The following is a 22,575-nucleotide window of genomic DNA, read 5'->3' on the forward strand; positions in this document are numbered from 1 at the left end:
CGTGCCTCTGGCGCTGGGTGTGATGCTGCTGTCCGCTCAAGCGTCACACGCGGATATACAGGGTGCTTCCCCACCGGTTGCAGCCCCCTTTGTCTCGCTGGCCCAGGAGTGCGCCCCTGATGTTCATCACGCGCTGTTGGGGCGCGTGGCGACAGTCGAGAGCAGCGGCAATCCGTTCGCGATCGGCGTCGTTGGTGGTCATCTTGCGCGACAGCCAAAGAACCTTCCGGAAGCGCTGGCCACCGTCAAGGCGCTCGACGCCGGAGGCTGGAATTACAGCATGGGACTGGTGCAGGTCAACGTACACAATCTGGCGCGTTACGGACAGACCACAGCGAGCATTTTCGAACCGTGCACGAACCTAAAGACCGGCGCCGCGATTCTTAAAGCGTGCTACGCCCGCGCGAAACCGCAGTTTGCGCAGGCTGATGACGCGGTACGCGCGGCGCTCTCCTGCTATTACAGCGGCGATCTGACTCGGGGCGCCGCTTATGCCCAAAAGGTGGCGGCTGCCGTCCCGGCGTCCGGCGTGCAGGCGGCGCAGCCAATCGATGTTGTTCCGGACGTTCGCCCTGCAGGTGGACCCGCACGACGCGCGGCGGCACGGCCGGAGCGCGCCGCAAAGTCTGCAGCCAAAGACGACTGGTTCACGACCTATGGGGACGACGACGAAGACGGTCAGGCCAACGGGCAGGCGAGCGATACGCGCAAGGCAGTAAAGGCGTCTGGAGCCGTCGATGACCAGTAACCAGTTTCGCATGCTTGCTGCCGCCCTGGTGCTGGACGGCTATGCCGTCACGGCGGGCGTGGCGGCGTCGCAATGGTGGCATCACCAGCCTGGGGCCGGCGCGCAATTCGCGGCGCTCATGGTGCCTATGTCCTTTTATCTGATGGCCCGGCTGGTGCGGGAGAGCGGCGGCTGGGTCCTGCTGCCGCCCGTGCTTGCCTTGATGTGGTTGGGTGCGGTGGCTGCGTCGCCGTTCTGTTTGCTGGGTCTGGCCGTGCGCAACACGTGGAGTGCCTGGCGAACCATGAGGGTCGGGCGCAGGGCGCCTATTTTGGAAGGGGGTGGGATATGGCTATGAAAAATGGAATCAGGCTGATGCTGGTGATGTCGGTGCTCGCTGCTGGTGGTCACGCCGGCATGGCCCGTGCCGATGACGACTACGGATGTCGCATTGTGATCTGTCTGGGCAACCCTTCATCGAATGGCGGGCCGTGGGCGCCAACTACCTGCGGACCGGCAATGGATCATCTGATGGACGATCTCCGCCACGGCCGCGGCTGGCCGCAGTGTAAAGACTCAGACATGACCGTCCGCCAGAACAACACGCCTTACGATCCGTGCCCTGCTGGCACGACGGCCGCGGCGGCTGGCGCCTGGGTGGCCGAAGGGCAACGCAAGGCCGGAGCCCGTCCGTACAGCGGCATGAGCGGTTTCGCACTGGTCGGAACGCCGAAGCCTTCGGTGGCGGATCTCACTCGCGGTTACGCGTATTACGGGCCGCAGGCCTGTGTAGGCAGCCAGGTCGGTGCGTATCAGGTGTATGGCGATCCTTCGGTCGATGCGTCAGCGGTGAGCTGGCGAAATGGGCGTGACGGTGGTGGATACGACGGCGATCCAGTCACCGTCGCGGTGTATGACCACATCGTCTGGCAACAGCCGCAATCGCCGAACGCGGTCGACGTGTACGAGGCCGGCCAGTTCCAGACACGAATTCATTACTAACAGGGTGGCGGGGATGACTTACGCGGCAGCGCACGGCTGGACACGGGTTGGTCCGTATGAACTGGTTCATCCGACCGGATGGCGAATTGCCAGCTGCATTATTCAGGGTAAGCCTAGACACATTCTCTGGCACGGTGGCGAGACGCAAGGAAATTTTTCTAGTGTTGACGTCGCCGTCGCGAAGCACGTCGAGTTATTGGGTCAGGGCCGGTGAGGGCGAGGATGAGCAGACTCTATCGTTCTCTCATATCTGCAGCCGTCACGTCGGCCATAGGGGTTCTTGCCCTTCCACTCCTGACCTATGCGAGCAGTGCCCACGCTGCGTGCGTAGCTCCTGACGGTCCCGCAATCGACACGGGTTTTTCGCCGGAAGGTTCTGCGGAGCGGCTGGTTCTCAAAACCATCTGTACGGCCCGGCATTCAGTGCACCTGTCGGCGTACAGCTTTACGTCGCCGGCGATCGTGCAGGCGCTGATCGACGCGCATCGGCGCGGCGTTGACGTGGCGGTGGTTGCCGATCGGAAGAGCAACCTGGTCGAGGATCGCAGCGGCAAAGGCCGCATCGCGCTCGATCTTCTGTCGGGTGCGGGCGTCGGTGTACGGACGATCGACGTGTATCCGATCCATCACGACAAATTCATGGTGATCGACGGTGAATCGGTCGAGACGGGCAGCTTCAATTACACGACGTCGGCGGCCAGGTACAACAGCGAAAACGCTGTGGTGATGTGGCATGTGCCGGTAGTCGCGCAGGCGTATCAGCAGCACTGGCAAAGCCGGTTTAACCAAGGGCGCCCCTGGTCCGGGCAGGCGTCGAACTGACGGAGGTTTTTATGTTTGAAGACACCGTATTGCGATTTAGCGACAAGGAGCGTCAGCAACAGCTTGCGGAGCAGGAACAGGCGCTCGCGCAGCGTCGCGCGAGTCTCGATGCCCGCCAGAAGAATCTCGCATACCGGCAGGACTGGCTTAAAAGGGAGCCTCACGCAGTCGCGCAGGCAGTCGAGCGCGAGGACCAGCAGCGTCGTGAAGACAAGCAACTCGCGACCGATGCCAAGGCGCTGAAGACACGCTTCGGCCTGAAAGACGGTGAGCCGATCGACACGGCCGCGATGCGCGGCGCGCTCGAGCAGGCGTTAGCAGAAAAAGAAGTCGAGCAGGCACAGCGGGCTGAGCAGATCACCGATCGGGCGTCGCTTCTGTCGGGTCTGAACAAGCTGGCGTTGATCGACGCGAGGAAGACCGCCGAGATCCTGCACGCGAACAAGGATCTGAATGTGCAGCGTGAGTGGAGCCGGCAGGAAGTTGCCGACATGTTCGCGAAAGCGCAGGCGGGCGTCGACGACAAGGGCGCCACGCACACCTACCCCAAGACGCTCGATGGCTGGGCGAAATCGCTGGAAGCCCGCAATCGCGAGCTGGAGCTTGCCGAGATCAAGCTTGATGCACAGGAGCAGGCATTACGGGCGCAGGTGCGCCGTGCGATCGAGGGGCCGGAGAAGACCGCGGCGCAGCCCGTCGCGGAGCAGGCCGCGCAGAAGGCTGCAGACCGCACGGGAGAGGTAGCGGCAGGCAAGGTTGCGGCAGCGGGCACGAAAGAGAGCGTCAGTATTGATACGTCGCTGGAGACCCTGAAAGATCCCGCTAAATTTGCAGAAACGGTCGATACGGTCGCGAAGACCTCGGGGGTCAGTACGGAACAGGCCAAAGCCACACTTGAAATGCTGCGCGAAATGAGGGAAGCCAACGCGGGCAGGGCGCCTGCAGCGGGGACACCTGACAAGGCCGCGATCGAAGCTGCGCGCAATGCGTTCTTCTCGCGCGGCAGTGGGAAGAGCGCGGCGCCGGTCGAGAAGGTAGCAGAGAAGGCCGCGGAACAGCCGGCGGCGCAAAAGTCGAATGTCATCGAAATGGGGGCCGGCAAGCGAACGCCGTCAGCTGCGCCAGTTGAGAACAGCGGCCAGACACCGGAGGCAAAGAAGTCCGTCGACGGGGTTGCGGGTTTCAAGAAACTTGGTCGGAACAAAACGAAGGATGCCGCCGACCGGGGCGCTCCAGATGCCAGCAAGTCGGCTGATGCGGGCAAAACACAGCAGGTGGAAGGTGCCAGCGTCGTGCGCGTGGAGGCGGGACCACGTAAGAAATTTGCGGAGCTGAATGCGCATGAAAAGCTTGAGCGTCGCGCCGAGTTCTTCGGGAACCTGCGCGAGTCGGCCGGCTTTACGCGCGATGGCAAGCAGGCGGTCTCGGAGCGGGCCAAGGAGGCCGTCAGGCCGGGAAAGCAACGTGAAGGGCACGGGATCGGCTAATCATGCAAAAGCACGAAATCGTGATGATGCAGTGGGCGGGCTCGGTGCTCGCGCTCGTTCTTGGCCTTTGCGTGTCCTTCACTTTGGCAGGGTATCCGCCGCTGCCGTTTCCTGCGGGGATCGTTCACGGTTTCATGGCGGCCGTGCATGATCCCTTGCTTTTCTGGGGCGCGGTTCCGGGTGCGGCGCTTGCAGCGGGTGCTGCATGGGCATGCCACGAATACCTGTTCAATGGCTTCGAAGGCTACCGGTATGCCAGGTTTATCCGTGGCACGAAGATGGAAAACCGGCACCAGCTGAGCAGCCGCGTCGCGCGCCATAACAATCAGTACCGCAAGCAGGCCGTGAAACACGGCGATGCGCCGCGCGTGCCAGTCGCCGTTTGTGGCGTCGAGATGCCGACGGATCTCGAAACGCAGAACCTGATAGTCGTGGGCGCGCCAGGCTCCGGCAAGAGTCAGGCGATAAATGGATTGATCGCATCGGCACTGCGCCGCGATGACCGCATGGTGGTGGTCGATCCTAATGGGTCGCTTATGGCGCGCTTCTATTTGCCTGGCGACATCGTGATCAACCCGTACGACGCCCGGTGCGTCGGCTGGTCGCTGTTCAACGAGGTCGATCACGGTTTCGACTTCGAACGGCTCGCACATTCGGCGATTCCACCGCAGAACGGCGATCAGGCCGAAGAGTGGGCGGGCTATGCACGCGCGCTGCTCGCGGACACGATGAACAAGCTCGCCAGCGACGACATGCGCGACATGGTGACGCTCACTGATCTGCTGGTGCGCGAGCAGCGCCCAGTGTTGCAAAAGTACCTTGAGGATACGGATTCGGTCGGTTTCTTCGCGAAGGACGCGGATAGGGCGACGGCCAGCATCATCTTTACGCTGAACAAGTACATCCGGCCGCTGCGTCGCATTCCTGATGGCGATTTCTCGATCCGGCGCTGGATGGGCGACGAAAACGGAGGGAACATCTGGATTACGTGGCGTGAGGACCAGCGCACGGCTCTGGGCCCGACGATCCCCGTCTGGCTCGACCTGATCTACGCGATGATTCTGAGTGAGGCGCCGACGTTCGATCGGCGGCTGTGGGTGTTCAAAAACGAGCTGGCATCCCTTGGTCGCCTCTACAGTTTCGAGGCTGCAGTATCGAAGGGCCGCAAGCATGGCCTGTGTGTCGTGGGGGACCTGCAGGATCTGATTCAGTTGCATCAGCAACTGGGAGATCTACCTGCGAAAGCGACGCTCTCGTGTTTTCGCAGTCTGCTTGCGTTGGGAGGGGCCAACGCACTGACAACCAAAAATGTTGCGGAGATGATCGGCTGGCACGAAGTAGAGCGCCACCCGATCGGCGTGCAGGGCCAGTGGCGTATCAACACACGCGAGCGCAAGCGCGATCCGGAGCTCGTCGTCACGTCGTCGCAACTCTCGAATCTGCCCGACCTGAACGGTTATCTGAAATACGGCAAGGACTGGCCGCTCGCGAAAATCAGGTTCGGTGCGCGCGACTATCCGGTGCGCGTGCCTGCCTACATCGAGGCGCCGCTGCGCGAAGCCCAGCTGTCGGTCGCGGTCTCCGCGCCGGTCAATCCAGCGCCTGCGCCGGAGGATGGCGGCACAGCCGCAATCATTATCGGCGCCATTAAATTATGACCGGGCGCACGACCAACCTCATGCCGGCATCTGCCCAGCCCACCGTGATTTTTCACGGCACGCCGTCGCAGGTTATCAACCTGCCTGACCTGTTTGCCACCAGCGCCGCGCTCGGTACGCTGGGCGTCTTCTTTTCATGGGTAGTCACGAGGTGGCCGGTATCTCCCGCCGTAGTTATCGCCCCTTTTCTGCTCTGCCTGGCGCGGCTCGCACTTGTATTCGTCGAAACGGCGCTCACGGAAATCGTGATCGACATTGAGCGGATTACCTGCCGACAGGGAATTATGAGCCGGAAGGTTTCGAGCCTCGAGCTGTTCCGCATTCAGGATGTGATCTCGCTTCATCCGTGGTGGCAGCGCGTGTTTAACGTGGGGACGGTCGTCATCCTGACTAGCGATTCGAACAACCCGCGCTGGTGTCTGCCGGGCATGGTCAACGCGGAACAGATGCGTAACGCGCTTAACCGCGCTGCGATCGCGCTGCGCGACGACAAGGGTATTCGGGAAGTGAATATGGGGCGGGTCTGACACGTGGAGGGCATCATGCATGAATATCGATTTGACGATGTAATCGTCGCGGCTAATGCCGATGACCTGCAGACGTACCTGGCCGATGCGCATGGCGAGAAGATTCGGCCACTGTGCATGTGTACGCCGGTTGGCGTCCCGATGTATGTCGCAAAAGTCGGCGAACACCATGTGATCAAGCGCATGCCGAACACGGGAGGCGCACATGCGCCGGACTGCGTGTCATACGAGCCGCCAGCGGAACTGTCCGGGCTGGGCGAGGTGAAAGGTGAGGCAATACAGGAGAACATCGAGGATGGCATCACCACACTCAAGCTCGATTTCAGCCTCTCGAAAACCGGGGGTAGGGCAGCTCCAGCTCCATCAGGCGCCGCGGCCGATACGGTGCGTACAGACGGCGCAAAACTGACGCTGCGCGGCACCTTGCACTATCTGTGGGAAGAAGCTGGTCTGAATCGCTGGTATCCGGCGATGGAGGGCAAGCGCAGCTGGTACGTCGTGCGCAAATTCCTTCTGCAGGCCGCAGCCGGCAAGGTGTCAAAAGGGGAGCCGCTGGGGCGGTCACTGTATGTGCCCGAGTCGTTCTCGTTGGAACACGCGGCAGGCATTACGCAGCGTCGCATCGCGCACATGGCCGAGCTGGCTACCAGCAAGAAAGCCCGCAAATTGATGATTGCGATCGGAGAGGTGAAGGAGATTGCGGAGTCGCGCTATGGCTTCAAGATCGTCGCAAAACACCTTCCAGACTTTCCGTTCATGCTGAGTGAGGATCTGCATCGGCGGCTCCAGAAGCGCTTTGTGAACGAACTGGCACTGTGGGACAGCATCGAGGAGTCGCATCTAGTGTTCATTGCAACCTTCGGCCTGAACCCGACCGGGATCGCCTCGATCGAGACGCTGGCCGTCATGGTCGTGTCTTCCAAATGGATTCCATTCGAGCATGCTTACGACAAGCTGATGCTCGATGCGCTCACGGCGCACAAGCGCCGCTTCGTAAAGGGCCTTCGATACAACCTGGCCGAGAACAAGCCGCTCGCGTGCGCGGTGCTGGCCGACGTATTGCCGAAGCCGGTTGCGCTGTATGTGCAGCCGCCGGGTGTTGAGCAGGAAGACGAGGATGCGCTGTCGAGCTTGATCGAGGAAAGCGACATGCCGTCGTGGATCTGGCGTGCGGGTGAGGAGATGCCAGAGCTGCCAGCGCCGACGTTGGCCCGTGCGGCAAAACCATCGACGCGCGCCGGCAATACGTTGGACGAAGTCAATGCAGCTGCGGCGGTTGCATCCGCATCATCAGCGGCGCAGGAGTCTGCATGGTGAGGCGTGGGTTACTGAGCCGGCTCACCGTTTTTGTTGCAAACAAAAGTCACGGGCCGCTTCGGTCGGAAGATTTCTATTTCTGTTCAGCAGGACTGCGTAGCACACGACAAAACCGAACCTACAAAAGAAAAACCCCCGCCTGGCAGCGAGGGTAGTTCTTGACGACCGCCAGCACAGGGAGAAGTGCTAGAGACATCGAATTCAGAGCGTTTCGATTCTAGCAACTCTTCACTCTGTGTCAAGCGTCGCCCGTGGGCGTCCGATCGTAAAAAAATGAGTGACTGCATGAATCGACGACTAGCCAACTGGGCCGGACGGCCGATCCCCGTTCCATTCGCAATATCTGCGCCGCCCTGCCTGAAGGGGCGATGCAGGCGAAAGCCGTTTCTTCCCTCGGTGTTCCTGATGCCACGTTAAGCCCGCACCAGTTCCGGCATGTCCGGCCGATCGCACGCGCGTCGCGTTGCGGCACTCCCGCCAGGGTTGCCGAACCCGCCCCGAACCGGGGCGGGCGGACACCCGCGCGTGCTGACCGAACTGATGCACCGCCTCGGGCGCTATCTCGATGCGCCCGACGAGTGGTTGCCGAGCCTGAACCGAGCGAACGGTTCGACGCGTCAGCAACGCACTGAACGCAGCGTCGCGTGCATGCAGTTGCTGCGCGCGAGCCTCAAATACCTCGATCTGTTGACCATGCGCGTGGGTATTCCGTCGTCGGACGGTGGCATGCAGAACCTGACGCTGCCGTTCCTGGCCGAGCAGGCTGGACTTGATCAGCGGCGCGCGGAGCGTGCAATGCACGACCTGCAGAAGGCCGGGTTGACCTCGGTGCGGCCGCGCTGTGAGCGCATCAATGATGGTAACTACAGAGGACTGGCCGCGATCAGGTATTTGCCGCCGACGCTATTCGGCGCGTTTGGCCTCGCGAAATGGCTGCGGCACGAGCGTAGCAAGGCGGCACTGCGTCAGCAGATGCGGGCGGCCGCCGACGTCAAACAGCGCCGGCGCGATACACGTGACGAGCGCGAGCACGCCCGTGGCCAGCTCTGGTTGGCAGGCTTGAAAAACTGTGTGGCGGAAGGTGCCGACCGCTCGCGGCCCCGGCCGACCGGAGGGTCCGGGGGCATGGCCGTCGATGCTGAAGCCGAGTTCGAGCGGCAGATCCAGATCCGCGCCGGCCAGATTAAACAGGCCGATCCTTCCTTGGACCACGAAACCTGTTTCAGGCTCGCGCGACAGCAGCTCGCGCCTCCGCGCAGCTAGCCCTCTCGCACGATCAGCATCACCCGCCGCGCGAGGCACCGGCTCGTCCGGATTTCGCTGGTCAGCGGCCGCCGTGCGCCTCCTGGACTATTTCCGGCGGATTCGCGTACGCACCGCACCGCCTGAAAGGCAATTTCGCAACCCACCCGCAGAGTTATCCACAGTCGATGCAATGCCCAATCAAATAAGTGTCGGGAAAGCCGCGATTGAACTGTCGGTTCTTAATCACGGTCTCTTTTCACTACCGGCCGGTGAAAAGGGGGGTCGGATTTTAGGTGGTTGGTTTCAGCTTGTGCGGCGCAGCAGTCGCCGCGCGGAGCAATCGTTGATCCGAGGGCGCACAACGGCCAGTTACGGTCGTTGGCGTGCGCTTTCCTGCGGACATTCGAACGTCGGATCTGCAGCCGGTAACGGATCGTCCGAAGGTCGATCACCGATAAGTCAAAGGGGCAAAAGCCGCAACGCTTATGTCTCGTTCACTTGCTTGCCAAGCGCAAGCGCCGCTCCGCTAATGCCGAGAAAAGCCAGCCAAGATGAATCGAAGAGCGGATAAGCCAGGCTCTGGACCACGTTGGCGATGCCGACGGAGAGCAAGAGCAGATTCACCACGACGGCTTGGTAACGATAGACCTGCTGCTTGTCCTTTTCCCCTCCAATTACCAGATCGGTGAGCACATCCTTCGACAACGTGAACGGTCGCTTGTCGTCCTCGGTCGCACTCTTATCGATCGCGAGCGACACGCCGGCGGTGCCCACACTAAGCCCGAGCAGTATGAGCAGCGAGCCGTCGATTTTCTGAAGCTGGCCGTACACGATCCAGAGGAATACCCCTGCTGCGACCGCGAAAAGAAACCAGAGGCCGAGTTGCGTGCGTGCGAGACTGAACGTTGCGCGCAACGGCGGCGGTTTCCGGCCGTCGAGCATTAGCCCGAATAGCGCATCCCATTGCTCCGGCTCGGTGGCCGGCAGCTGCTCGGCGCGGGCGCGCGCGGACGCGTCCTGGTAATCCGCTTTTCTCGCAGCATCGAACCTCGGGTACACCTGCTTCAGCCAGTCCACATCCGATGTACTCATGCGCGCTTTCGACCTGAGCGCGCGCTGTCTCCGGACTTCAGTAACCCACCAAGGAGAAGGCGCGTCCCGGAACGTATCCGTCTTTAAGAACACGATTGCACTGACGATCACTAGGAACAGCACAACTCCTGTGGCCGCGATCACCGAGCCTGCGCTCGTGACAGAGATTTTTCGGTTGAGCGCAGGTTTCTCCTGCTCACTGACGGGGCCGGCGTCGTCCCATGCAATGCCGGCGTTGAGCGGCACTTCGTCCGTCAGCCCGGACGATCGGTAGAGCGCGGCCCAAAGCTCCTTGCTGCCCGGGCCGGGGAGAACGTGAAAACGCAAATGCACGTCATTGCCGCAGGTCAGTTGCGCGATAAGTTTGCCGTCCTCACGCAGGCTGATTCCGTTGATATAAAGGTGAGGCAGCGTTCCCAGCCGGTTCGATTCGACATAGACCCGCTTGAAGTCAGATTCGTCAATGACCAGATCGACATCACCCGAGCCCCTGAGCACCTGCGTGCCGCCGAATGCCACGGTCCTGGCATTCGCCTGGCTGGCTCTCGCGCCGTTTGCGGGCTTGGCTCCCGCACCCATGCCGAATGTGTCGGGCTGACTCGCGCCCGGCTGCGTCTCGGTCGCCGCGGAAGCCCCTGCAGCGGGCTGAGCGGACGAAGCGCAATCGAGTGCGGCCGCTGCCGACCCTTCCAAAACATACACGTCTCTGATCGTCACGGGACCCTGATTGATCAAACGCGTACCAGCGGGCGTATCTTTTGGGGTGGGTGTCTTCGATGCAGGCAACCCTGGCGTCGTATTCGCAGGCGCTGATGCTTCGCTGGGCTCACTCGCGTCTTGACCCATCGACGCGCTCGCGAAAAGCAACAGTCCCAACGCAATGCAGGTGCTGCATGAAGCTAGCCGAAGATTGCGGTTCATGTGCATCCCGTCCAGTCGGTGAGTAAGCGGGGCACATCGCGCATCGTCGCCAGGTAGTGCCGACATAGCACATTGCGCGTAGCTTTTGGCGAGTCATATAGCGAGAACGTGCGCGATTGCAGGAGCGTTCCAACCTCCCTGACCAAAGCCCGCCAGGTCGATCGTTCACGCTAAGGACGCGCTGTAGGTGACGGTCCCACCATTGAAGTGCGCAGTCAGGACCTGTCTTCTCGGCTGCTCTCCGGCCGGGGAGAGTCCGAGATGCACCCAGGTTCCCTCGAAAATCAGTTGATCGAACGTCAGCTTGGAGTCTTTGATCTTGAGGCATATGTCTTGCGGAGTGCCAAAGGAAGGACAAGTGAAGTCGGCGGCCAGCCCCAGGAGATGCCGGCTATTGGGCGCGCCGCCCACGGCAGCATTCACACCAGGCGATCTAAAACCCGATGAGACCGATATCGCGCGGTTGCCAAGAAGAGCGCGCACGCCTTCCAGCAACTGCGCCACCCGCGTAAGGTTTTGAATTGCCGTTGCAGAAGGCGTGTTATCGATGCCCCGCCGCGTCGCGGTCTGGCTTGGGGTAAGTTCGACAAGCCCAAAGTGTTCAGTCAGTTGCGTCATCTCAAGTCTCCTTGGACCGGAAGCGTGGAAAAAAGGGGCCACCGCGCGACGAACCCGACCTTTGTCGAGGCCCGCGGGCAGGGTCCTTCGCGGCAGCGGCGCACATCCCCTATCCGCCACGCTCATTCGAGGCGGGTGCGCTCTTGAAATAGTCAGGAAACGGCCACGATCTCATGAATTCTTCCGTCGAACCGGCAAAGCAGTTCCGGTCTGTGTGCCCCAGGCCGTTCACGTCGTGCGGCAGGGGGCCGGCGTTTCCGTCCGTGTACTGCCATAACACAAATTGCGGCCAGGTCTCCTCGGGAATGCCTATGGGCCGGTCCCGGTAGCGGGCATACCACAAGGGACAGTTCTTCAGGATCGGATCCGCGCCATGCGGTTGAATCGCATCGCGCAGCATGTTCCCGCCGTAGATCATTGGCCATCGCCCGGTCCTCTTCCTAACCAGGGTCACGAACTCATGTGCCTGATCGAGCGACATGTCAGGCCCGCTGGTGCTCGGCTCGAAGTCCAGGCACAGCAGGGTTCTGTTGTTGTCAACGCCCGCGGCGTCCCACTCCACCGCGCCCAGGAAATTGTCAACTTGGGAAGCGACCGACCGCGCGCTGGAAAAGTGATACGCGCCCCAAAGCAAGCCCGCCTTTAGCGCCGCGTCCTTGCGCTCTTTGTACATTGGATCCTTGAACGTGGCACCTTCGCTGGCTTTATGAATGATTGCAGCGATCCCGGCCTTTTTCGCCTTGTCGGCGTCGAAATCATTGTCGTGATTAAGGTCGACGATCACGTCTATGGTTCCATCAACGGAAATCGGCATATCAGCTCCTCAGGCTCATCTTTCATTAATCGAACTGCTGCACAGTACGCGCCCTGCACATACCGCATGGCAATTGCATTGCAAGCATCGCTTTCACGCATCACCATTGCCTATACCGGCACGACGCGATGCGGGATCTTCGAACCCCGCGTCAGCGTGATCGGCGGTAAATCGGAACTCTAGCTCGTTCCGGTGGCGTGACTCGTTCACGGCAGCATCCTCTGCCTCGCGACCTCGGCGCAAAACCTGGACGCGATCTGCCGGTATCCCGCGGATGTCGGATGTATCTCGTTCAGCCAGTCAACGCTTTTCACCTTGGGGTCGGCGTCGGCGGGTCGCAGCGAACCGAGCGTCTTCACGACATGGAAGTTTTGCAATGGCATGTTGCGCACCAGAACAAAGAGGCGGTCGATCAACACCTTCGCGAGCACCTCCCAGTCTGCACGTGGCACCTCATACATCAGCAGCAAGGGATATAGCCATGGTCCGAAACGCAGCCCCGCGCCGACGTCGCGCGGCATCGGATAATCGTAGGTATGCGTGATAATCGGCATATCGCGGTTGTTCTTGCTGGCCGCTCGCATGGAATCCAGCGGCACGAACCGCGCGCGCAGATGCGTTGCGAAAAGCGACCAGCCGTCTTCCGATATGTAATAGGCTCCGGCTTGCTGCCCCAAACATGATCTGCCCTCGAGTCGACGAGAAAGGTGGACGCGCGCATTCACAGGGGATCGATACACGACGAGTGTTCCAGGAAGAGGCGTGCACAAAAATCCAGTCACGCTGGACCTCGTGCGGCCGTCTTTGGGAAACGCGTAATCTTCTCGTTTTTTTGCGCTGGTGCTTTCAAAAAGTAGTCGAAGAAATCGCTAATTGCTGTCAGGTATTCCCTAACAATCGGATGGCGTGCTGCGTCGGCTGGCGTACAGACAAATGCGGCTCTCGCGGAACGACTAGTTAGTGCTGCGGCTCAGACGGTGCGTCAAAGGCCGTCACACGCCAAACACTATCGTTCTGGTCCGAATCGAGTGAACGTGCGATGACTAGTGATCCCAATTAGATCAGATTGCGAAGCAGCGGCGCATATTAGTGCTCCTTGTGCAATGCCCTCTCATTGATCCGACTGGTATGTGGCTTAGCACACACTTTGGCACCAATTGCAGCTCCCGCGCTTGACGCATGACCTATATTCGCAACTGCCTAATGACCACTTAAGCCGGCCCTTGCCGAGCCACGAGTAGCGTGCGAGCATGAGCGTCGATATTGGCAGGCAGTCGGGGGACAACGTGACCCAAGCTGACGATCTGAAGTTCGCGATAGGCGCGCTGGAACTTCGTCGCGCGTGCGACCCCGGTCAATCGCCTGAAACGATGCTCGACAGGATATTGGAGATCCTGCGGGCCCCCGTCCCGTTCGACATCGCGACGTTCTCGGAATACGCGATTGAGCCGACGGTCACACAGACTAGCAAGCCGGTGCTGGTGCTAGGCCGCTACGCCGTCGATGACGGCAAGCGCTTCAACTGGCCGGCGCGCTGGCTCAAGGTTCCGTCCACCATGATGGAGTGGATCGATGGAACCGAGCTGGCTGTCCCCGACATCAACGCATTCTTCAGAGAAAACCCATCGTTTCGGACGTTGCGCAACAATCCCGTCACTCGCGAATACCTTAACAGGGGTGCGCGCAGCTTCGTCGTTGCGGTGCTTAAGGAAAACGGGGGGACGGTGGTCAGCCTTACATTGGCGCGCAAACGCGGAGAGCCCTTCACATCCGAAGACCAGCGCACATTGGACAAGCTCCTGGTGTCCGATACGCTAAGGCTCGTGCGTGCCGCCTACCAGGCGCAGGCCGCGCTTTTCCATCAGGAGATTCGCGATCTTTTCGCACAGCGCGCAGGACCCCTGGAGATCGCACAGAGTGCGGTGAAGCGTCTCTGCGAGCACTTCCGGTGGGACTATGCGGCTATCTTTCGCTTGGCGCACGCGCGGGAACGGTTCGAGTTGGTGCAACAATACAATGCAACGGACAAGAAACTTCTTGTGCGCGAAGACTATACCCAGCCTATTGGCGCAGGCGTACTCGGCCGCGTCTACAAGACCGGCATGCCGGTTCGCGTCGAGAACACGCAAGGGCGCGACAAACATGGATATATTCAGCTCGCGCCTGACGCCCACTCGTGTCTTTGCTACCCCATCCTGGTGGACCGTTCGGTCGAATGGATCCTTGATTTCGAGTCCAGCGAAGAGGGCGCCTTCCAGCACCCGGATGTGGCCGTGCTGGCCGAACTGATCAAGGAAGCGCAGAAGACCGTCGCACTATGGTTCGAGATGCGCCTCAACAAAGCCCTTATCGAAAATGTCGAGCAGGGGGTGATAGTAGTCGACAGGGCGAATCGCATTACGCGTCTGAACTCGCTGGCAAACCAACTTCTCGGCGTCCTGCCGGACAAGGAGTCCCGTATATCGCCCATACCCGCCGGCGTCCGCGGTATGTCGACCGGGTCTGTCCGGGGCGAGGATCTCAGCAGGTTCGGCGCTGATGAGGAGGCAAAGGCCATTCTTGCGTCGGGACACGTCGCGGAAAAGCCCCTTCGATTGCGCGGCGCGGACGGGCTCGAACGGCATGTCGTCGCGTCGTCGCGCGAAGCGGAGGACGCGTTCAATCGGCGGATATGGCGGCTGACCGACCCGAAGGGCTGGGACTGGGTGACCGCGCTGGAGTACATGCGCACGACGGTTCAAGGCGTTGCTCAGCAAACCCGGGGCCCACTTCTGCTTGCCAATGCGCTGGTCGCGAAGGCCCGCGGCCTGGCTGAAGACAATCCTGACCTGCAGAATCTGCTATCGAAAGCCCGGGCAAGCCTTTGCAAGACAGACATCACTTACGAACGACTCGTTGACGGCCTCGAGGTTGAGCGCACGCCAGTGGGCAATCCGGTCGCCGTCGATGTTAAAGCGGCGATTGACCGCTTCGTAGCCGATCTTCCGCTCTACGACAGCAATTCGATTGCCGTCACGCAGACTGACAGCGTTCCCGCAGCCTACGCAGATCCGGATCGCGTGCGCTTTGTGATCCATTCCACGCTCGGCTATATGCTTGCCATTCGCCTACCTTCCAGCAAGGTGTCGGTTGAAGTCGACGGCGGCCGCCGCCACGTTTCGGTGAAACTCTCGACGAGCATTCGCGGGGCTGCAGGCATCGCTGTTCTTCCTGCGGACGCGGACCGATTGACGCGCGCGAGGACCGACGCACAGCAAGCGACGGTTCACGCGCTATCTGCGGTGCGCAGGATGATAGAGTGCAACGGCGGCACGCTGAAGGCGAGCCAGCGCGCCGATACACTGACTATCGCCTTCACCCTGCCTGTACCTTCGGTAGCGAAGTACAGGATGCGTGAAAAAGGAACGAGCAATGCCTGATCACTTGCTCGTCGCCGCGTCTGACCCGGAATGGCTCACGGCGATCCAACTACTGCTCGAAGCGACGAAGGACGGGGAGGCGGCGCCGCGCCTGACCCTGTGCCGGGACGCTACCGAAGTCTTCGCAGCACTCGAAACGAAAGCGGACAGCCCGCCATCGGCCGCGATCATTTACGGCTTCCATGCCGGCACGTCGACGACGCACGAGCTTGCCGCACTGGGTTTTGGGGCATGCGAACTAGCGATCGCCTTGCGCGCGAAGCGACGCTCGCTGCCCATTCTGTTCGCGGCCCCGGTGCGGCTCGATCTGCTGCAACGCTACGCCGCGGGCGTGGACGACGTGGAAGTGTTCGGCAACGAATCGATCGACGGGATTCGCGAGGCTCTGCGTAAGATGCGCAAGGTCATTCCGGACCCTCAGCCCTGGGCACAGGTCGACATCTTCATCCACGTGGAGTCCATCCGCGTGCGCGTAATGCTGGCAAACGGCGCTGTGCTGGCGGACGAGCCCGTTGCATCCGACATGCTGAGCTTCCTCAGGGCCGAGCAGCAAGAGTTCGGGCCACGCTGGGAACTCTACAAGTACGACGATCCCGAAGGCGAGGCGCGCGTGAATGACGGCTGGCCGCACCGATTGCTCAGTGTGGGCGAGCAGCTTCATCAGTTCCTTCTGAGCGAGCCGCAGCGTACGGCCATCGACACCTGCCTGCAGTGCGTAAAGAGCATGGACAACATGCACTTTCGCATCGTCACCGACAGTGTCGAGTTTCCGGACGTGCCGTTCGAAGCGCTGCGCGACTGTGTGAGGCGCAAGTTCGTGCGCGACATGTCGCCGCTCGCGCGACGCATCCTCCTACGGCCGTCCCAGGCCACGGTAGCAGAGGATGACGCAACGTCGGTGCTAGCGGCGAAGAAGGCATTGACTGGACGTACCCTCGTGATCGTGTCCAATCCGGGGCGCGGCACGCTGAGCGTGGGACGGCATACGTTCCGAAGGCAGGAAGCGCAGAGCTTCCGGCGGTTGCCGGACCTCGACGCGGAGCGCTCGGACATCAGCACGGCGCGGCTCGCGCGCGATCTGGAAGAGCCGGCGCAATGCGTCCTGAAAACAGGCGAGGACAGCATAGCCAGGCTCGAGGCAGCCGTCGGCGACGGGCCCTGGGACATCGTGCACTTTTGCGGACACAGCGTCCGCGCGGATGACGACGACGTCTTCCTGGTTTTGCCAGGACAGGAACCTTTGGAACTGACGGGCCTGTCGATGGAACGCTTTGCACAGATCCTGCGCCGCGGTCGGGTCAATTTGCTCGTCCTTTCCTCTTGCGAAGGCGCGTCGTCGCAAAGCCTGTTCAGGGTCGCGCAGGAAGGCGTGCCGGCGACGGTCGGGTTTCGCTGGGAAGTCAAGTCGAAGGATGCAAGGGCGTTTTGCGGGCGCCTGCATGAGAAGCTCGCCAGCGGGGCACCGATCGGCAAGGCCTACCTCGATGCGCTGCACGTACTGACGCCCGACAACCCGGCGTTCCTTTCCGCCATGTTGGTCGTGCAACAGGATGCCTGGGCGCACGCCGATATCTAAACGGGGGCAAAGAAATGTTCGAACGGTTTTGGACAATGGTGGGCACGGTTCGACGCGCCGAGGTCATGCGCAAGGACGCGACGATGCTGCCGCCCGAACGGGTAATGGACGACCCGTTTCCGGATCTCGTGGACGGCAAGAAGTTCCAGTCCGGCGGATGCTACTTCGGCGTGAGCCTCGCAGGCCTGCATGTCGTCGAAGGGCGAAAGTTCGGCACGGAACGGCTCCCGCTATTCGTGAGTCTCGCGGAGTTCACGCAGCGCGGCCAGGAGCGGATGATCCCATTCTCCGTCGGTCCCCGCGAGATCATCGACAAGTTGAAGAAGGCGGGCGAACTGGGTGACGCCGGCACGTCCACGGGCTGGATCGAACTGCGTAACCTCCGCATGGTTCCGCCCACTCCCGTCGGCGTGGGCGATCTTTCGCTGTTTGTGGGGCTTTACAGCGTGCCGGGCAGCGACATCGTGCGTACGCTGCTCGACGTCGTCGGCGACCTGTCGAGAAGCGCCGGCGCGATCGTTCCATTGGCGGCGGTGAGCCCGGCTACGGATGTCGCGAAAGCAGTCTACGCAGGCTTCGGCTCTCTGGTCGGGGCCACTTCGTTGCAGGCACTGGCGCAGGCAGAGAACGGCCGTGCATTGCCCGGCACGGGCAGTGGCTATCTCGTGGTGGCTAATACCAAGGCCGGGACGTTGAGTGACGAAAGCATCTGCGTACGCGGCGGGAAGCTGTGCCGGGGCGATGCGATGGTCGTCGACTTCGACTATTGTCTCGTGGCGATCGAACGCTACGCGAGCGTCCTCGAAGAGGCGACCGGCATCGCGCCTGATCTGTTCGCAAGCGAATGGCAGGACGTGTTGAAAGCGCTCGATAGCGGAGAGTCCGGAGCATCGAAGGCGCCCATGCGCAAGCTGCTCGCCGCCGTCCGTGGAACTCCTGCCCTGATCGACGCTGATCGGGCGGCGGCAATGACCGCATATCTGCAGCGATACACCGAGGAGGTCACGCTGGCCGGGAAGATTCAGGAGCTTACCCGAGGGGCCAACGATCCATTGGTTTCCGCAGTGACGAGCGCGCTCGGCAGGAAGACAGAGAAGAATGAGGAGTTGCACAGGAATGTTTCGACGGCACTGAACTTGCTTGACGCGACACCCACGACACCACGCGAGTTCAGGGAAAAGCCGCCCGTCATGTTGGCGGCTGACGCTCGCGCGGCACTGGGAGCGCTTGACGACACCGCGAATAGCGCCCTGGCTGACGTATTGCTACGTGCTGTCTAGTTGCGTGCCCCTTCGAGTTGTGTGCCGTCGGATTCCTTGCGGAACGAGGCGTTAGCACACCGACGTCTTCACGGGCCGCTTTGTTTGTATTGACGGGTGGGCATGACCTACCCGATTAACTGACACGAGATGAGAGATGGCGAAACTGCCTGGAGATGCCGAGCGCTTCTCAAAACTCGCGGCCGGCTTTCAGAGCATCATCCTCTCCATCGCTGTAGTGGTCGGCGGTGCATGGACGATCTATACATTTTGGTCGCTGAACCAAGCGCAACTGGCGCAACTGCAAGCTCAACTGCAAAAACTTGATTTCGAGCAAAGACAGGCGGTACGTCCCGTGCTTCAGGTCGCAATAGAGGCGTCACTCCTCGATGCTACTGTCGACGACTACTTTTCGAACACGTTAGAACCGAAGCGTCAGCTCTTCATTCAGGCGAAAGTCAGCATTGCAAACGCCGGAAATCTTCCGACAATAATAGACTTAGAAAAAAATAGTCTCCGCGTATCGCGAATAAACTCCGGTTCGAACAACGTGCCATTTCAAACCGGGCCGCGTTTCTTTGACGTCCTCGGCGCAGAGAATAAGATAAAGAACTTATTACTTGCGCCAGCCAACAAGACTGAGCTTCAATATCTTGTTGATGTTCAGCACCCTGGCATTCACACATTGGAATTCCAGATACCCTTGGACCCGGCTAGCTATGCCGGAATGAAGGACAAAGCTGCGGCTGCAACCGGTCCGCCTGCGACTGTTCGTGCTGTCACTTTCGTATACGTCTCGCCGCAATTTTTTTTGAAGCGCGATTAGTCAAAGCTTCCCAGTATCAAGATGTCCTGCCGATCATATATACGGGCCTCCCGATCTGCACGCGAAAACAGTCTCGGAATGCGGCGATAGAAAGGTTTTTCGGCACGCTTAAAGCCAGTGAAATAGGCACTGGATTGAACCGCGAACCCGCAAGGCACAGTGAGAAATACGGTAAGCGTGAAGCGATGCCGTCCGGCCAGCCTTTGTGCTGGCCCGAATGACCGTTGGTCCTTCAAAGCCGTCGTCGGGGAAGGCTTGGGTCGAACGGCAGCATTGGGTGGCGCATTCAACCGGTGGATGCAACACACTGAAGACTGCGTAAGCAGCAGGAGTGTTGCAAATGAAACAGCGACGCCGGATTTATTACAGCGAGACGCAGAAGGCGCTGATGTGGGAGCGTTGGCGCAAGGGCGAGTCGTTGCAGAAAATTGCCCAGCTTTTTGATCGGAACCACTCGTCAGTTCAAGGGATTCTTGCTGAAACAGGCGGTATCCAGCCACCACAAAGGCACCGATCGAGGTTGGCGTTGACGCTGGAGGAGCGCGAAGAGATCTCGCGAGGGCTCGTGGCTGATGATTCGATCCAGTCCATTGCGAAGCGACTTTCGCGTGCGCCTTCCACTATCTGTCGGGAGATCAAACGTAACAGCGGACCGACCGGCTATCGGGCAAGCCACGCCGATGAACTCGCATGGGATCGCGCGCAGCGCCCCAAAGTCTGTAAACTGGTTCGGTACCGGAAGCTGGCGCACATCGTCGCCGGCAAGCTCCAGTTGCAGTGGTCACCGCAGCAGATTGCCGGATGGCTCAGGCGGGCGTATCCAGACGACGAGGACTACAACGTGTCTCACGAGACCATCTATCGCAGTCTCTTCATACAGGCCCGAGGTGCCCTGAAGAAGGAGTTGCTGGAGCACCTGCGGCGTACCCGAGCCATGCGGCGTTCCCGACATCACACGCAAAAGACCGACGATCATGGCAGGATAAAGGACACCGTATCGATCAGTGAACGCCCCGCGAGCGTTGAAGATCGTGCAGTACCGGGCCACTGGGAAGGTCATCTGCTGTGCGGTAGCGGCAGCAGCCAGATCGCGACGCTCGTCGAGCGCCAGACGCGTTACGTTATGCTGGTCAGGATAGCGAGCAAGGATAGCGAGCAAGGATAGCGAAACGGTCGCCAATGCACTCATCAAACACGCTTCAAAACTGCCGCAGGAGCTCTACAAGTCGCTGACATGGGATCGGGGAACAGAGATGGCCGCACACAAACGCTTTACCGTGGCTACCGACATACAGGTCTACTTCTGCGATCCCCAGCATCCATGGCAGCGCGGATCAAATGAAAACACGAACGGGCTGTTAAGACAGTACTTTCCTAAAGGCACCGATCTGTCCGTGTATTCGCAGGTCAAACTCAACGCTGTGGCCAGGCGATTGAACGAGCGTCCAAGAAAGACGTTGGGCTACGAGACACCCGCCGAACGATTCCAGCAAACTATTGCATCCACCGGTTGAATCCGCCGTCGCGTGCTGCCGATCACCGATTTGTGCGCTTCAGGTGCGTATGCCCTGTGCATGAGGCAGCACGCGGCCATCAACCGTCATACGCCGACGGGTCTAACCGGCCGTCCTAACGGCGCCTTTAGCGCCGTTAGCGGACCGCCACGCGTATCGCTCCCAGGATGCGAACCACCCCGATGCGGCTCGCCATGCACCCACCGAGGCAGTGGCGACATACCCACTATGAGTGAACGGGAGTGCTCAGCAGAGGGGATATCTGGCGACGATCAGGCCAGCCGTACGGACGCAGCGAATTAAGTTACCTTTAAGAATCTCGGTATAGATTGCGGGAAGTGTCATGCCGTGATCTTTATTGCAATGTGCTTTGAGCGGGCGCAGAGCGAGATCGGGTGACTCCGCAGTGTCCTCAGCTTGCCGGACTGAACGTCCAGTTGCGACCAGTGGTCCCGGCGGCAGCTTCCTCTGACCCAGCGCTCACGCTGGGTTTTTTTTCGATTGCACTCCATGAACGCGCCCTCAGACACCTCGGCTGCCCCTTCACGCATGAGCGCGCCCGAATTGCGCGCGACCGTGTCGCTCGCCGCAATCTTCGCGCTGCGCATGCTAGGTCTCTTCATGATCATGCCGGTGTTTTCGGTCTATGCGAAAACCATTCCTGGCGGCGACAACCTGCTGCTGGTCGGCATCGCGCTCGGCGCCTACGGCGTGACGCAGTCGCTCCTCTACATCTTTTACGGCTGGGTCTCCGACCAGGTCGGCCGCAAGCCCGTCATCGCGACCGGCCTCGTGATCTTCGCGATCGGCAGCTTCGTCGCCGCGGGCGCACACGACATGGTGTGGATTATCGTCGGACGGGTCATACAGGGCATGGGCGCGGTGTCGTCGGCCGTGCTCGCGTTCATCGCCGACCTGACCGCCGAGGAGCACCGCACCAAAGCGATGGCGATGGTGGGCGGCTCGATCGGCATGTCCTTCGCCGTGGCCATCGTGGGCGCGCCGATTGTGTTCCACTGGGTCGGCATGAGCGGCCTCTTCACCCTGGTCGGCGTGTTCTCGATCCTCGCGGTGGGCGTGGTGATCTGGGTGGTGCCCGACGCGCCGCGGCCCGTGCACGTGCGCGCGCCGTTCGCCGAGGTGCTCCACAACGTCGAGCTGCTGCGCCTGAACTTCGGTGTGCTCGCGCTGCACGCCACGCACACGGCGCTCTTTCTCGTCGTGCCGCGACTGCTCGTCGATGCTGGTCTGCCGGTCGCGTCGCACTGGAAGATCTACCTGCCGGTCATGGGTCTCGCATTCGTCATGATGGTTCCCGCCATCATCGCGGCGGAGAAACGGGGCAAGATGAAGGCCGTGATCGTTTCTGCGATCGGTTTTATCCTGATCGGCCAGCTGTTGCTCGGCTCGCTCGCGCATACACTCGTGATCGTGTCAGCTGTCCTCTTCGTGTACTTCCTCGGCTTCAACATTCTGGAAGCGTCGCAGCCTTCGCTCGTTTCGAAGCTCGCGCCGGGCAACCGCAAGGGCGCGGCCACGGGCGTCTACAACACCACGCAGTCGATCGGACTAGCGCTCGGCGGCATGATGGGCGGCTGGCTCCTCAAGCACGACGGCGCGAGCACCGTGTTTTACGCCTGCTCAGGCCTCGTCTTGTGGTGGCTTATAATCGCGGCCAATATGAAGGCGCCACCGCGCAAGGTCTAGCTTTCCGGTGCTCGACGTAAACTGCCCAACGCGGCACGAATCGC

At 60.9% G+C, this 22,575-nt stretch carries 18 protein-coding genes and 1 pseudogene; 15 read left to right on the plus strand and 4 right to left on the minus strand.

Annotation, left to right across the window (positions count from 1 at the left end; genetic code table 11):
* Positions 1-22: 22 nt before the first annotated feature.
* The 9 genes from BLW71_RS39700 (at position 23) to BLW71_RS41950 (ending at position 8,803) form a co-directional block, all read left to right on the plus strand.
* The gene (locus BLW71_RS39700) at positions 23-748 is read left to right on the plus strand and encodes a lytic transglycosylase domain-containing protein (RefSeq protein WP_286162299.1); all 726 of its coding nucleotides are present in this window, start codon (positions 23-25) and stop codon (positions 746-748) included.
* The gene (locus BLW71_RS39705) at positions 738-1,085 is read left to right on the plus strand and encodes a hypothetical protein (RefSeq protein ID WP_091810206.1); all 348 of its coding nucleotides are present in this window, start codon (positions 738-740) and stop codon (positions 1,083-1,085) included. Before BLW71_RS39700 ends, BLW71_RS39705 begins: the two co-directional genes overlap by 11 nt.
* On the plus strand, positions 1,082-1,729 hold the full coding sequence (locus tag BLW71_RS39710; RefSeq protein WP_143048469.1) for a hypothetical protein: 648 nt from the start codon (positions 1,082-1,084) through the stop codon (positions 1,727-1,729). The genes BLW71_RS39705 and BLW71_RS39710 overlap by 4 nt, the downstream gene beginning before the upstream one ends.
* 222 nt (positions 1,730-1,951) lie before the next feature.
* Complete coding sequence (locus BLW71_RS39715) at positions 1,952-2,551, plus strand: phospholipase D family nuclease (RefSeq protein WP_091810210.1); 600 nt, start codon at positions 1,952-1,954, stop codon at positions 2,549-2,551.
* A gap of 11 nt (positions 2,552-2,562) precedes the next feature.
* A complete protein-coding gene (locus BLW71_RS39720) occupies positions 2,563-4,038 on the plus strand; it encodes a hypothetical protein (RefSeq protein WP_091810212.1) in 1,476 nt (491 codons plus the stop codon).
* A 2-nt stretch (positions 4,039-4,040) separates the two neighbouring features.
* Positions 4,041-5,696 carry a type IV secretion system DNA-binding domain-containing protein gene (locus BLW71_RS39725; protein WP_091810214.1) on the plus strand — a complete coding sequence of 552 codons (1,656 nt, stop codon included), beginning with the start codon at positions 4,041-4,043 and terminating at the stop codon, positions 5,694-5,696.
* A 20-nt stretch (positions 5,697-5,716) separates the two neighbouring features.
* Positions 5,717-6,223 (plus strand): PH domain-containing protein, encoded by a 507-nt coding sequence (locus BLW71_RS39730; RefSeq protein WP_286162288.1) that lies wholly within the window; start codon positions 5,717-5,719, stop codon positions 6,221-6,223.
* A gap of 15 nt (positions 6,224-6,238) precedes the next feature.
* Positions 6,239-7,540, plus strand: coding sequence for a DUF1173 domain-containing protein (locus BLW71_RS39735; RefSeq protein WP_091810218.1), 1,302 nt, complete (start codon positions 6,239-6,241; stop codon positions 7,538-7,540).
* Positions 7,541-8,065: 525 nt separating this feature from the next.
* On the plus strand, positions 8,066-8,803 hold the full coding sequence (locus BLW71_RS41950; protein ID WP_091810220.1) for a Crp/Fnr family transcriptional regulator: 738 nt from the start codon (positions 8,066-8,068) through the stop codon (positions 8,801-8,803).
* Between the two features lie 465 nt (positions 8,804-9,268).
* On the opposite strand, the gene BLW71_RS39745 is transcribed toward BLW71_RS41950, so the two are convergent.
* From BLW71_RS39745 to BLW71_RS39760, 4 genes are all read right to left on the minus strand, one after another.
* Positions 9,269-10,594: a hypothetical protein gene (locus tag BLW71_RS39745; RefSeq protein WP_143048470.1), complete on the minus strand. Its 1,326-nt coding sequence runs from the start codon at positions 10,592-10,594 to the stop codon at positions 9,269-9,271.
* Positions 10,595-10,963: 369 nt separating this feature from the next.
* Positions 10,964-11,416, minus strand: a complete 453-nt coding sequence (locus BLW71_RS39750) for a D-Ala-D-Ala carboxypeptidase family metallohydrolase (protein WP_091810225.1) — start codon at positions 11,414-11,416, stop codon at positions 10,964-10,966.
* Between the two features lie 109 nt (positions 11,417-11,525).
* A complete protein-coding gene (locus BLW71_RS39755) occupies positions 11,526-12,230 on the minus strand; it encodes a glycoside hydrolase family 25 protein (RefSeq protein ID WP_091810227.1) in 705 nt (234 codons plus the stop codon).
* Between the two features lie 206 nt (positions 12,231-12,436).
* The gene (locus BLW71_RS39760) at positions 12,437-12,955 is read right to left on the minus strand and encodes a hypothetical protein (RefSeq protein WP_177205246.1); all 519 of its coding nucleotides are present in this window, start codon (positions 12,953-12,955) and stop codon (positions 12,437-12,439) included.
* A 525-nt stretch (positions 12,956-13,480) separates the two neighbouring features.
* Between BLW71_RS39760 and BLW71_RS39765 the strand changes: the two genes are divergently transcribed.
* The 6 genes and pseudogenes from BLW71_RS39765 to BLW71_RS39790 all read left to right on the plus strand — a co-directional run bounded on the left by BLW71_RS39765 (position 13,481) and on the right by BLW71_RS39790 (position 22,531).
* Positions 13,481-15,649: a GAF domain-containing protein gene (locus tag BLW71_RS39765; protein WP_091810229.1), complete on the plus strand. Its 2,169-nt coding sequence runs from the start codon at positions 13,481-13,483 to the stop codon at positions 15,647-15,649.
* Entirely contained in the window at positions 15,642-17,225 is a 1,584-nt protein-coding gene (locus BLW71_RS39770; protein WP_091810231.1) for a CHAT domain-containing protein, read from the plus strand. The genes BLW71_RS39765 and BLW71_RS39770 overlap by 8 nt, the downstream gene beginning before the upstream one ends.
* 65 nt (positions 17,226-17,290) lie before the next feature.
* On the plus strand, positions 17,291-18,505 hold the full coding sequence (locus tag BLW71_RS39775; protein WP_143048471.1) for a hypothetical protein: 1,215 nt from the start codon (positions 17,291-17,293) through the stop codon (positions 18,503-18,505).
* Between the two features lie 136 nt (positions 18,506-18,641).
* The gene (locus BLW71_RS39780; protein WP_091810235.1) at positions 18,642-19,310 is read left to right on the plus strand and encodes a hypothetical protein; all 669 of its coding nucleotides are present in this window, start codon (positions 18,642-18,644) and stop codon (positions 19,308-19,310) included.
* A gap of 340 nt (positions 19,311-19,650) precedes the next feature.
* A pseudogene (locus tag BLW71_RS39785) lies at positions 19,651-20,824 on the plus strand (IS30 family transposase).
* A gap of 510 nt (positions 20,825-21,334) precedes the next feature.
* A complete protein-coding gene (locus BLW71_RS39790; protein WP_353615916.1) occupies positions 21,335-22,531 on the plus strand; it encodes an MFS transporter in 1,197 nt (398 codons plus the stop codon).
* Positions 22,532-22,575: the final 44 nt, after the last annotated feature.

It is taken from the genome of Burkholderia sp. WP9 (genome assembly GCF_900104795.1).
Lineage (GTDB): Bacteria > Pseudomonadota > Gammaproteobacteria > Burkholderiales > Burkholderiaceae > Paraburkholderia.

Coding starts and splice junctions, on each gene's coding strand:
- BLW71_RS39750 (WP_091810225.1), bottom strand. CDS start 11,416: ATGACGCAACTGACTGAACACTTTGGGCTTGTCGAACTTACCCCAAGC.
- BLW71_RS39775 (WP_143048471.1), top strand. CDS start 17,291: ATGCGCAAGGACGCGACGATGCTGCCGCCCGAACGGGTAATGGACGAC.
- BLW71_RS39765 (WP_091810229.1), top strand. CDS start 13,481: ATGAGCGTCGATATTGGCAGGCAGTCGGGGGACAACGTGACCCAAGCT.
- BLW71_RS39755 (WP_091810227.1), bottom strand. CDS start 12,230: ATGCCGATTTCCGTTGATGGAACCATAGACGTGATCGTCGACCTTAAT.
- BLW71_RS39730 (WP_286162288.1), top strand. CDS start 5,717: ATGCCGGCATCTGCCCAGCCCACCGTGATTTTTCACGGCACGCCGTCG.
- BLW71_RS39710 (WP_143048469.1), top strand. CDS start 1,082: ATGAAAAATGGAATCAGGCTGATGCTGGTGATGTCGGTGCTCGCTGCT.
- BLW71_RS39705 (WP_091810206.1), top strand. CDS start 738: ATGACCAGTAACCAGTTTCGCATGCTTGCTGCCGCCCTGGTGCTGGAC.
- BLW71_RS39735 (WP_091810218.1), top strand. CDS start 6,239: ATGCATGAATATCGATTTGACGATGTAATCGTCGCGGCTAATGCCGAT.
- BLW71_RS39770 (WP_091810231.1), top strand. CDS start 15,642: ATGCCTGATCACTTGCTCGTCGCCGCGTCTGACCCGGAATGGCTCACG.
- BLW71_RS39700 (WP_286162299.1), top strand. CDS start 23: ATGCTGCTGTCCGCTCAAGCGTCACACGCGGATATACAGGGTGCTTCC.
- BLW71_RS39790 (WP_353615916.1), top strand. CDS start 21,335: ATGAACGCGCCCTCAGACACCTCGGCTGCCCCTTCACGCATGAGCGCG.
- BLW71_RS39715 (WP_091810210.1), top strand. CDS start 1,952: ATGAGCAGACTCTATCGTTCTCTCATATCTGCAGCCGTCACGTCGGCC.
- BLW71_RS39780 (WP_091810235.1), top strand. CDS start 18,642: ATGGCGAAACTGCCTGGAGATGCCGAGCGCTTCTCAAAACTCGCGGCC.
- BLW71_RS39720 (WP_091810212.1), top strand. CDS start 2,563: ATGTTTGAAGACACCGTATTGCGATTTAGCGACAAGGAGCGTCAGCAA.
- BLW71_RS39725 (WP_091810214.1), top strand. CDS start 4,041: ATGCAAAAGCACGAAATCGTGATGATGCAGTGGGCGGGCTCGGTGCTC.